We start from the raw sequence: 10,747 nt of genomic DNA, 5'->3' as shown, positions 1-10,747 counted from the left end.
TTTGTTGGTTTGTCTGGTAACTTCCAACTTACCGAATGAGGAAAGGGTGAACAACCTATCGGAACACAACATCTAGAACGTTTTCCGAGCCGGGGCCCGAGGGCCCCGGACGGGCGTTATGCGCAAGGAGACGATATGGCGCATTGCAAGCACTGGCATAACGGCGTCTGCAAGGATTGCCGCAAGAATTGCCCCATCAAGAAGAAGCTGGCGGCCAAGGCGGCCAAAAAAGCGGAACGTCTGGCCCGGGAAACGGAACTGGCGGCCGCGGGCGGGCCCGGCGGGGCGGTGGACGTCTCGACCGAGGTCCTGCGTCTGGCCTCCGCCGCTGCCGGAGAAAAGAAGAAAAAGCAAAACGCCGCGGCCACGGGCGGGGACAAGGGAAGTCTGTCCGTCCCGGCGGCAGCGCCGCTGCCCGACGACGACACGACCGCGGAGCTGCGCGAGGACAGCCTGCTGGAGGCGCTGGTGCACGGCAAGCGGGTGGCGGGCTTCGCGCGCGAGCTCTTCCGGGCCACGCAGGCGCTGCACGGCCTCGACGCGCTCTGGGGCGGCGTGCTGGACTGGGCGGCCCTGCTGCATGACGTGGGCTGGGTCGAAGGTCAGCGTGGCCACCACAAGCGCAGCGCGCGCATGATCCGGCAGAACCTCGTGCCCGGACAGGACGTGCCGGCCGAACTGCGGGCCTACGCGGCGCTGGTGGCCCGCTACCACCGCCGTCGCGACCCCTCGCGCCGGCAGCGGCGCTTTGCGGCGCTGGACGCCACGGAACAGCGCGCCGTGCGGCAGCTCGCCGCCCTGCTGCGGCTGGCCGATGCGCTGGACTACAGCCACACGGGCGCGATAGGGAAGCTGGAGGCGCGTCTCGACGGGGATACGCTGGTCGTGAAAGTGAAGTCCGCACTGGGCTGCTCGGCGGAGCTGCATCGCCTTGAGAGCAAGGCGGAGCTGTTCCGACAGGTTTATGAAAAAGAGGTTCGCTGGCAATGCAAGGGACAGGGACGGGCGTAGGCCGTATTCTGGGGATCATCGATCTGGGCAGCAATTCGGCCCATCTCATGGTGGTGCGCATCGCGCCCAACGGCGTGTTCGCGGTGCTCAACCGCGTCAAGCACATGCTGCGCCTGGGCGAGAACGCCTTTCAGGAGCGCCGCCTGCAGGAAGAGGCCATGCAGCGGGCCTTCCATGTGCTGCATTCCTTTGGCGCCATGTGCGCCTCCTACGGCGCGCAGGAGGTCATCACCGTGGCGACCTCGGCCGTGCGCGACGCCCATAACGCGCAGGAGTTCATCCAGCGGGCCTATGAGGCCACGGGGCTGGCCGTTACCGTGATCTCCGGGCAGGAAGAGGCGCGGCTCATCTATCTGGGGGTCGCCAGCGGCCTGCCGCACAGCCTGGGCCAGCGCCTGTTCATGGACATCGGCGGCGGCAGCACGGAGCTGGCCGTGGGCAATTCGCTGGATCACGTCTGCCTCGAATCCCTCAAACTGGGCTGCGTGCGGCTGGACAACCAGTTCCTGCAGGGACGGGAAAAGCCGGTCTCCGAAGCCGAATTCGCGGCCATGCGCAACTTCGTGCGCATGGAGGCCTCCCACAGCCTGCAGCGGGTGAGCGCCTACGACATCACGGAACTGGTGGGCAGCTCCGGCACCATCCAGACCCTGCATGCCCTGGGGTACCGTCTGGAGCGGGGCACGGCTCCCGGCCCGGACGAGACCACGCTCACTCTGGACAATCTGCGCCGCACCTCCCGTCACATCTGTTCCCTGCCCCTGTCCAAACGCAAGGAGCTGCCCGGGGTGAGCCCGCGGCGGGCGGAAGTGCTCGTGCCGGGGGCGGCCATCCTGCAGGCCATGCTGGAAGAACTGCACATGGAGAGCATGCAGGTCAGCGGCCGCAACATCCTGGACGGCATCCTGGTGGATCAGCTGCGGCGGCTGGGCTACGGCCCGCAGCCCGTGCCCGGCGGCATCCGGGAGCAGAGCGTGCAGCGTCTTGCCCGGCGCTGCAACTTCGAGGAGCGCCATGCCCGGCACATGATGGGCCTTGCCCTGCAGCTCTACGATTCCGCCGCGGACTGCGGCTGCATCAGCCCGGACAAACAGGCGCGGGAACTGCTCAGCCATGCGGCCATCCTGCATGACATCGGCATCTTCATCGCCTACCCCAAGCATGCCCAGCACAGCCATTACCTTATCCGCAATACGGAACTGCTGGGCTTCACCCAGGACGAGATAGAGTTCATGGCCCAGCTGGCCCTGCTGCACGGCAAGGGCCCGTCCCGCAAGCAGGAGCAGGCCTCCACCGAAGGGCTCGGACGGCTGGCGCAGCATCTGCGCCCCTGCGCCCTCTTCCTCTCGCTGGCCGAAGGGCTCGACCGCACCCACTGCCAGAACGTGCATACGGCGGAGTTCCGGCGCGACGGCGGCGAGGCCGTGCGCCTGCACATCGCCGGCAACGGCAACTGCCTGGTGGAGCAGGACGCCCTCAAGGGCATGGACAAAGTCATCAAGAAAGGCCTTGGCCGCGACATCCCGTTCAGTTTCGTCAGCCGGGGAGCCGGGACCGTACAAGCCGGATGACCCCTTGCGCCGTCTTTGGCGGTGCACGTAGATACCATTAAAGGAGACGCCTGCCTGTGGGAAACACATTCGACCCGCAAGTACTGCACGCCGTGCTGGAGAAACTGCCGGACTACGGGCTGGAACTCGTGGAGACACGGCCTGACGAAAACAGCCTGGTCATCCGGGCGGCGTCCGGCACGGTCGCCCAGATCAGTCTGGCCAGCCTGACGGAGTACTATGCCGAAACCGGGGACGAGAAAGCGCCGGCAACCTTCGTGGCCTGCATCGCCGAAGCCCTGACGCAGGATGGCCCCCCCGATTGGGAAGAAGCCCGTGGGCATATCCATCACGCCATGTGTCCCCGCATGCCGGAGGAGGAGGCCTTGCCCTTCTCCGTTGGCCTGACGCCGCATAGCGCCCGCCATTTCATCCTGGAAACGCCCTCCAATAATTTTTGCCTCACTCCCAACATGCTCGAACAGTGGGGCATTACGGAAGAGGATGCCCGGCAGGCCGCCGATGAGAATGGCGACCGCCTGTTGGCGGAAACGGAACTTGTGGTCCAGGAAGGGAACCAGGGCGTCATCGGCTATTTCGCTCTTGCGGACGAGACGCTCAATGCCGCGCTGCTGCTCGCGCCCTCCTTCGGCGCACGGGTCAGAGAACGCTTTGGCTGGCCGCTGTACGCCATCATTCCCAACACCCGTCGCTTCTGTATTTTCAGCAAGGATTATTTTGAAGCGGGTGAAGAAAGCATCAGGGAATTCGTGGAGAAATTCTACAACGACAGCAAGTGCGTCACGCCAGAACTGCTGGAGGTCGGCCCGGGCGGCATCCGTGCCGTCGGCGTGCTGATCGATGTGTATGGGGATGACGAGGACGACGAAGACGAATAGAGCATGGCATCTTTGAAAAAGGTACCATGCGAGACGGCGCGCGCAACAGGCTTTTCCCGTGCGCCGGAAAAAACGCCGGCAGCCTTCGGGCGTCCTTCAGGGACGTAGCCCGTCCGGCATGTCAGGAAAGCACAAGGGGAGCAAATGCCCCCCTTTTGTCATGGCGCGCAGCGCCGTGCCGCCGCCTCGCGTTTCGCCTTTGAAAAAGGCAAAAACGCTCTATTGCGGGTCAAAACCGATGTCGGCGATGGCTTCACGCAGGGCGGCCATATCCACAGGGGCGCTTTCCTCGAAACGCAGTTCGCCGGCTTCCAGGTCCACTTCCGGCCTGCTGACGCCGGGGATCTTGGCGGCGGCTTCTTCCACGGCCGCCTTGCAGTGTCCGCAACGCATACCGTTCACCTTGAGTACGGGCATATCGTCCTCCTGAGTAGGCATTTTACAGGGTATTGATTTTCATTTTCATAAGGTTCATGTTTTGTGTACGCCCGCCCGGGACAGGCGTCAAGCCGTCCCATGAGGTACGGCTACGGCGGGCGGAAAAACGAGGCGGACACCGGCCGGCCCGGTGACCGCAAGCGGGGAGGATCGTCATGAGTACCGAACAGCTCTGTTCTCTGCGCTACGATATCCAGGGGATGCACTGCGCGGCCTGCTCGTCGCGCATCGAGCGCGTGGTGGGCCGTATGGACGGGGTGGCGGGCGTATCCGTCAATCTGGCCACGGCCAAGGCGGAAGTACGGGTGCCGCAGTCCCGCCGGGATGAGCTTTCGGCGGCCATCGTGGCCAAGGTGGCGGGGCTGGGCTTCGGCGCGACGCCCTCCCGGCCGGAAGACCCGGCCCGCCAGTTCGCCGACAGCCGCCACAAGGCGGAGGAGGAACGCCGCAGGCGCTTGCGCCGCCTCCTGCCCATGCTCTGCTTTGCCCTGCCGCTGCTCTATCTTTCCATGGGGCACATGGCGGGCCTGCCCCTGCCCGAAGCCCTCGCCCCGCACAGCGCCCCCCGGGCCTTCATGCTGGCGCAGCTCATGCTGACGCTGCCCGTGGTCTGGCTGGGCAGGCATTTTTACGCGGAGGGCCTGACGGCCCTTGCCCGGCGCTCGCCCAATATGGACAGTCTGGTGGCCGTGGGCACCGGGGCGGCCTTCCTCTTCAGCTTTGCCAACACGCTGCTTGGCCTGCTGGGGCATGATCCCGCCGGCCGGGCCATGAACCTGTATTACGAATCCTGCGCCGTGCTCGTCACCATGATCGAATTCGGTCAGTTCCTGGAATTCACGGCCCGTCAGAAGGCCGGGGACGCCATGGGCGCGCTGTTGCGCCTGACGCCGGAGCGCGCCCTCAAGGTGCACGAGGACGGCGGCGCGACGGAGATCCCGCTGTCCGAGGTGCAGGTAGGGGACGTGCTGCTGGTGCGTCCGGGAGCCCGCGTGCCGGTGGATGGGGTCATCCTCTCCGGCACCAGCGCGGTGGACATGTCGCTGCTCACCGGGGAGTCCGTGCCCGTGGCCGTCTCCGCCGGGGATGAGCTGGTGGCGGGCAGCGTCAACGGCGAAGGCCCCCTGACCATGCGTACCGAACAGGTGGGACAGGACACGCGGCTGGCCCGCATCATCCGGCTGGTGCGCGAGGCGCAGGGCAGCAAGGCCCCCATTGCCCGGCTGGCCGACCGGGTGAGCTTCTATTTCGTGCCGTCGGTCATGGCCCTTGCCCTGCTGGCGGCGCTGGCCTGGTGGCTGTTCGGCAACGAACCTGCCGGCACGCCGCTGACGGTCTTTGTGGCCGTGCTGGTCATGGCCTGCCCCTGCGCCATGGGCCTTGCCACGCCCATGTCCGTCATGGTGGGCACGGGACGCGGGGCGCAACTCGGCGTGCTCATCAAGAACGGGGCCGCGCTGGAACAGACCGGCCGGCTCCAGGTCATCGCCGTGGACAAGACCGGCACCCTCACCACGGGCAAACCCGTGCTGGTGGACAGTCAGCGGCTGGAGAGCGCCCCGGCGGCGCTGGACGCCGACGCCCTGCTGGCTCTGGCGGCGGCGCTGGAGAGCCGTTCCGAACATCCGCTGGCGCGGGCCATCGCCACGGCCGCGCAGGAGCGGGAGTTGCCCGCCTGCCCCGTGCGCAACGAAAGCGTCTGGCCCGGACGCGGCATAGCGGGCATCGTCCGGCTGGGCGAGACGGAGTGGCGGGTGGCTGTCGGCAGCACCAGCCTCATGGGACGGCTGGGCATCGTCGTGCCGGATGCCGTCCTCGAACGGCTGGCCGCCGCCTCCGAACGCGGGCGGACACCGCTCATGCTGGCCGTCGCGCCCTTTGTCCGCGAAGAGGATGGGAACGAACCTTCCGCCGCTGAAGGCGGCGAGGGGCTGCAACTCGCGGCCATCCTCTCGCTTGCCGATGCCCTGCGGCCGGAATCGCCGGAGGTCGTCCGCCGCCTGCAGGACATGGGCCTGCGCGTGGTCATGCTCACCGGCGACAACGAGCGCACGGCGCGAGCCATCGCCGCCCGCGTGGGCATCGCGCCGGAGGACGTGGGCGCGGGCCTGCTGCCCGACGACAAGGCCGAATACATCCGGCGTCTGCAACAGAGCGGGCAGACGGTGGGCATGGTGGGCGACGGCATCAACGACGCCCCCGCGCTGGCGCTGGCCGACGTGGGCATGGCCGTGGGGTCCGGCGTGGACGTGAGCGCCGAGGCCGGGGACATCGTCCTCATGCGCGGCGGCATGAGCGCCGTGCTCACCGCCCTGTCCCTTTCGCGCGCCACGCTGCGCAATATCCGGCAGAACCTCGGCTGGGCCTTCGGCTACAACATCCTCGGCCTGCCCATCGCCGCGGGCCTGCTGCATCTGTTCGGCGGCCCCATGCTCTCGCCCATGATCGCGGGCACGGCCATGGCGCTGTCTTCCTTCTCCGTGGTCAGCAATGCGCTGCGGCTGCGCTTCTTCCGTCTCGACCAGCCGTCCGCGCACCCGGCCTCCACCCCCAACGCGCAGGAGAACTGATATGGAAAACGCCCTGCATGTCGGCCTCACCGGCCAGAAAGAGATCACCGTCACCTGCGACATGATGGCTTCCAGCATCGGCAGCGGTCATGTCTACGTCTATGCCACGGCCATGATGATCGCGGGCATGGAGGCCACCGCCGTGGATCTGCTCCAGCCCCTGCTGCCCGAAGGCTGCACCACCGTGGGCACGCATGTGGACGTTTCCCACGTCTCGGCGACGCCCTGCGGCATGAAGGTGCGCTTCACCGCGGAACTGACGGCCATCTCCGCCAACGGCAAGGGATTCACCTTCCATGTGGCGGCCTACGATGCCGGCGGCCTCATCGGTGAAGGCCGCCACGAGCGGGTCATGGTCAACGGCGAGGCCTTCGAGCACCGCACGCACACCAAGGCCGAAAACCTCGCGCACCGGGACGGCTTCTGAGCGGCCCCGCCGGACGGTCTCGCGCATTGACAGGGGCGGAAGCCGTCCCTACCTTACTCCCGTACCCGTCGTCCGGCGGGCATCCACGACTTATCGCCGCCACGCGGCAGGAGAATACCGACATGCCCCTGTGCACCATCCCTGAAGCCCTGGCCGACCTGAAACAGGGCAAGATGATCATTCTTGTCGATGACGAAGACCGGGAAAACGAAGGCGACCTGACCATGGCCGCCGAATTCGTCACCCCGGAAGCCATCAACTTCATGGCCAAATACGGACGCGGGCTTATCTGCCTGCCCCTGGCCCCGCACATGGCCGACCGGCTGGAGCTGCCCCTCATGACGCAGCGCAACGGCTCCCGCTTCGGCACCAATTTCACGGTATCCATCGAGGCGCGCGAAGGCACCACCACGGGCATCTCCGCCGCCGACCGCGCCCGCACCATCCAGGTGGCCGTGGCCGACGGCAGCCGCCCGGAAGACCTCGTGACCCCCGGCCACGTCTTCCCCCTGCGCGCCCGGGCCGACGGCGTGCTGGCCCGCGCCGGGCAGACCGAGGGCAGCGTGGACCTTGCTCGCCTCGCCGGACTGCGCCCCGCCGCGGTCATCTGCGAGATCATGAAGGATGACGGCACCATGGCCCGCCTCCCCGATCTGGAGGTCTTTGCCGCCGAGCACGGCCTCAAGATCGCCGCGGTCAAGGACATCATCCGTTACCGCATGGAGCGCGGCCAGGTCTCCGTCAAATGCGCGGCCCGCGCCCATCTGCCCAGCCAGTTCGGGGACTTCACCATTTGCGCCTATGAAAGCGAGCGCGAACCCGGGACGCATATCGCCCTCGTCAAGGGCGACATCAGCGGGCCGGAGCCGGTGCTCGTCCGCGTGCACAGCGAATGCCTCACCGGGGATGCGCTCGGCTCCCTGCGCTGCGACTGCCGGGCCCAGCTCGGCGCGGCCCTGAGCCAGATCGAGCGGGAAGGACGCGGCGTACTGCTCTACATGCGGCAGGAAGGACGCGGCATCGGGCTGGCCAACAAGATCCGCGCCTATGCCCTGCAGGACGAGGGCTACGATACCGTGGAGGCCAACCGCAAGCTGGGCTTCCCGCCGGACCTGCGCGACTACGGCACCGGCGCCCAGATCCTCGTGGACCTCGGCATCCACAAGGTGCGCCTGCTGACCAACAATCCCAAGAAGATCGTCGGCCTCTCCGGCTACGGCATCGAGATCGTGGAACGCGTGCCCATCGAGGTGGACGCCTGCCCCGAAAACGAGGCCTACCTCCGCACCAAGAAAGAAAAGATGCACCACCTGCTCAGCCACATCTGCGGCCATTAGGGTCTGTTGACACTATTCACTGCTTGTTTTGGGGGGAAGGGACGCCATCCGGTCGCCATCTTCCCCCCATCCCTTCCCCAGCGCGCTTTTACTTGAGAAAAATGGCCTTGCCTCCAAAGGAAAACGGGGGCACATGGCTATTTGTCTATCCATTGTCATAAGTTACCCAATTCGTATCGGTATCCCCTAACCGGCACAGCCTGCGGCAACCATGAAAAAAATGCAAAATACCTCCCTCACATACCGCCATATTGCCTTGTGCAGCCTTTTGCTGGCGCTGCTGCTTTGTCTTGCCGCCTGCGCGAGGCCCGCGCCTCTGGACTATGACGGGTCGGAAAACTGGGCCTTTTTTGCCGAAGGACGGAACGATTCGGCGGATGTCTTTCTTATTGCCCCTACGGTTGCCTTGGGCAAGGATGGCCGCCTGCTCACCGACAGCAACGATCCCTCTTTCCGCCACAAAATGGTCGGCGCGCTGAACATGCAGCGCGGGATCTACGAGCCGTGGTGCCGTCTCTTTGCTCCCTATTACCGGCAGGCTACATTGATGGTCTTTGACGTTGCCGAGGACCGGCGCGAGGAATGGCTGCGTACGGCCTACGCTGATGTTCGCAGCGCCTTCATGGCCTATCTGCGGCGTGTGCCGGACCGGCCTTTCGTGCTGGCTGGATTTTCACAAGGCGCGGACATGGGGCTGCGTCTGTTGAAGGAATTCCTTGACGATCCGGCCTGCCGGGAGAGGTTGGTGGCGGCCTATCTCATCGGCTGGCGGATCACGGATCAGGATCTGGCCGAGTTTCCCAGACTGCGCATGGCACAGGGAGAAAACGATACGGGCGTGATCATCTCCTTCAACTGCGAGGCCGAGCGCATCCGTTCTTCGCTCTTTGTCGGCGGAGATCAGCGGACTCACGCCATAAATCCGCTCAACTGGCGGACGGACTCGGAAAAAGCCGGGCGCGAAGCCAACAGGGGAGCCTGTTTTACCGATTACAGCGGGGCCATCATCCGTGAGGTCCCTGCCCTTACCGGCGCGTATCTGGATCCCCGGCGCGGTACGCTGAAGGTTCCAGACATCCAGGAAGACGCTTATCCCGGCGTCCTCTTCGCCAATGGCATCTATCATCTTTATGATTACCAGTTCTTTTACCGTAACCTGCAGGAGAACGTAGGCAAACGCATCGCCGCCTTCGCATCGGCCCACAAGGGGCGCTGACGCAGCGCGGAAATAGCGCATTTTTATCGCGCCAGGCTTGCGGCTTTTGCCCGGCATCGGGGCGTGGTCGCCTCCCGGCGGGCGACCGAATGACAGCCCGCGGGGCATACAGCGTTTTTTTCGCAGGCTTGCGGCTTTTGCCCAGCATCGGGGCGTGGTCGCCTCCCGGCGGGCGACCGAATGACAGCCCGCGGGGCATACAGCGTTTTTTTCGCAGGCTTGCGGCTTTTGCCCGGCATCGGGGCGTGGTCGCCTCCCGGCGGGGGGCAGGGGGCAGGGGCTTACGCAGCCCCTTGCCCCCTACAACCCCGTACCCCGCGTCGGGCAGCCATCCTTGATGGCTTGCAGGACTGCGCAGGTTTTCCCCCCGCCTCCTCCCTGCCGCGCGGCAGCGGGCTATCGGCCTCCCGCTGTCCCGCGACGACGCGGGACGAGCGTCCGGCCGGCGTCGGAGCTTCCGCCCCTGCGGGGCGGCGATCTCCTCCGCGCCCTGCCGCGCTTACCTCAGTAAAGCAGGCTCTTCATTCTTTCCCATAGGCGACATGCCATCCGCTGATGCACATCAGAAAAAACGGCTTTCCCCCTGATGATTCGGCGCAATGGGTCGAAGAACACGGTGTCCTGAAAAAAATCCTGTCATGTTCACCGATTGTCGGCAGCTCCCATATACGCCGTGTATCAGCAGGGAAACCATCCCTGCCGGACCAGCACCGCCAAACAGCGAAAAAAAAGAAAAAGACTCCCGGTCAGGAGACATCCTCCGCACCGAGGCATACGCTCCATCCAAGGGGAATGCTCACCGCCAATCATGCGGGAACTTTCCTGCCGGGACGACGCTCACCGCCGCTCAACGCGCAGACCGGGAGACATCCCGCCAGCCCAGCGAGCCGGGGCGCGGAGGCGATCCCCGCAATGCGGGAGCGCCGCAGCAGGCGCGCATATCGCCCGCGAAGCGGGAAGATCCGCGCCGACCGCCCCCTGCGGCGAGCGGCGAACTGGGTACACGTGATACGACAGCGACGCCCGCCGCCACACGGACAAGGGGGAGTACGGGGGCGTAGGGGGTGTAGAGGGGCACGCCCCTCTCACCCCCTGCCCCTCGCCGGGAGGCGACCATACCCAGATGCCGGGCAGCAGCCGCAAGCCGGCGGCAAAAAAAGAAAACCCCGTCAGGAGACACCCTCCGCACCGAGGCATACGCTCCATCCAAGGGGAATGCTCACCGCCAATCATGCGGGAACTTTCCTGCCGGGACGACGCTCACCGCCGCTCAACGCGCAGACCGGGAGACATCCCGCC

General features: G+C 65.9%; 8 protein-coding genes. 7 read left to right on the top strand and 1 reads right to left on the bottom strand.

Annotation, left to right across the window (positions count from 1 at the left end; genetic code table 11):
* The first annotated feature begins 135 nt into the window (after window positions 1–135).
* From Q0K12_RS11695 to Q0K12_RS11685, 3 genes are read left to right on the top strand one after another with little or no spacing between them, the layout of a single operon-like run.
* On the top strand, window positions 136–1,011 hold the full coding sequence (locus Q0K12_RS11695) for an HD domain-containing protein (protein ID WP_297263150.1): 876 nt from the start codon (window positions 136–138) through the stop codon (window positions 1,009–1,011).
* Window positions 987–2,582: a Ppx/GppA phosphatase family protein gene (locus Q0K12_RS11690; protein ID WP_297263149.1), complete on the top strand. Its 1,596-nt coding sequence runs from the start codon at window positions 987–989 to the stop codon at window positions 2,580–2,582. Before Q0K12_RS11695 ends, Q0K12_RS11690 begins: the two co-directional genes overlap by 25 nt.
* 56 nt (window positions 2,583–2,638) lie before the next feature.
* Window positions 2,639–3,460: a hypothetical protein gene (locus Q0K12_RS11685; protein WP_297263148.1), complete on the top strand. Its 822-nt coding sequence runs from the start codon at window positions 2,639–2,641 to the stop codon at window positions 3,458–3,460.
* A 219-nt stretch (window positions 3,461–3,679) separates the two neighbouring features.
* Here Q0K12_RS11685 and Q0K12_RS11680 read toward each other — a convergent pair whose 3' ends face one another.
* On the bottom strand, window positions 3,680–3,877 hold the full coding sequence (locus Q0K12_RS11680) for a heavy metal-associated domain-containing protein (protein WP_297228753.1): 198 nt from the start codon (window positions 3,875–3,877) through the stop codon (window positions 3,680–3,682).
* 176 nt (window positions 3,878–4,053) lie between these two features.
* Here Q0K12_RS11680 and Q0K12_RS11675 point away from each other — a divergent pair, with 176 nt between their 5' ends.
* The 4 genes from Q0K12_RS11675 (at window position 4,054) to Q0K12_RS11660 (ending at window position 9,448) form a co-directional block, all read left to right on the top strand.
* The gene (locus tag Q0K12_RS11675; RefSeq protein WP_297263147.1) at window positions 4,054–6,468 is read left to right on the top strand and encodes a heavy metal translocating P-type ATPase; all 2,415 of its coding nucleotides are present in this window, start codon (window positions 4,054–4,056) and stop codon (window positions 6,466–6,468) included.
* A gap of 1 nt (window position 6,469) precedes the next feature.
* Window positions 6,470–6,895 carry a thioesterase family protein gene (locus Q0K12_RS11670; protein WP_297263146.1) on the top strand — a complete coding sequence of 142 codons (426 nt, stop codon included), beginning with the start codon at window positions 6,470–6,472 and terminating at the stop codon, window positions 6,893–6,895.
* A 122-nt stretch (window positions 6,896–7,017) separates the two neighbouring features.
* Window positions 7,018–8,232 (top strand): bifunctional 3,4-dihydroxy-2-butanone-4-phosphate synthase/GTP cyclohydrolase II, encoded by a 1,215-nt coding sequence (locus Q0K12_RS11665; RefSeq protein ID WP_297263145.1) that lies wholly within the window; start codon window positions 7,018–7,020, stop codon window positions 8,230–8,232.
* A 211-nt stretch (window positions 8,233–8,443) separates the two neighbouring features.
* Window positions 8,444–9,448 (top strand): DUF3089 domain-containing protein, encoded by a 1,005-nt coding sequence (locus tag Q0K12_RS11660; RefSeq protein ID WP_297263143.1) that lies wholly within the window; start codon window positions 8,444–8,446, stop codon window positions 9,446–9,448.
* Window positions 9,449–10,747: the final 1,299 nt, after the last annotated feature.

It is taken from the genome of uncultured Desulfovibrio sp., assembly GCF_944324525.1.
Taxonomy (GTDB): domain Bacteria; phylum Desulfobacterota; class Desulfovibrionia; order Desulfovibrionales; family Desulfovibrionaceae; genus Desulfovibrio.
This window is presented reverse-complemented; position numbering and strand designations above follow the sequence as displayed.

What these genes read in the sequence shown, in the direction of transcription:
- Q0K12_RS11665 (WP_297263145.1), top strand. Translation starts at nt 7,018, where the DNA reads ATGCCCCTGTGCACCATCCCTGAAGCCCTGGCCGACCTGAAACAGGGC.
- Q0K12_RS11660 (WP_297263143.1), top strand. Translation starts at nt 8,444, where the DNA reads ATGAAAAAAATGCAAAATACCTCCCTCACATACCGCCATATTGCCTTG.
- Q0K12_RS11670 (WP_297263146.1), top strand. Translation starts at nt 6,470, where the DNA reads ATGGAAAACGCCCTGCATGTCGGCCTCACCGGCCAGAAAGAGATCACC.
- Q0K12_RS11680 (WP_297228753.1), bottom strand. Translation starts at nt 3,877, where the DNA reads ATGCCCGTACTCAAGGTGAACGGTATGCGTTGCGGACACTGCAAGGCG.
- Q0K12_RS11690 (WP_297263149.1), top strand. Translation starts at nt 987, where the DNA reads ATGCAAGGGACAGGGACGGGCGTAGGCCGTATTCTGGGGATCATCGAT.
- Q0K12_RS11695 (WP_297263150.1), top strand. Translation starts at nt 136, where the DNA reads ATGGCGCATTGCAAGCACTGGCATAACGGCGTCTGCAAGGATTGCCGC.
- Q0K12_RS11675 (WP_297263147.1), top strand. Translation starts at nt 4,054, where the DNA reads ATGAGTACCGAACAGCTCTGTTCTCTGCGCTACGATATCCAGGGGATG.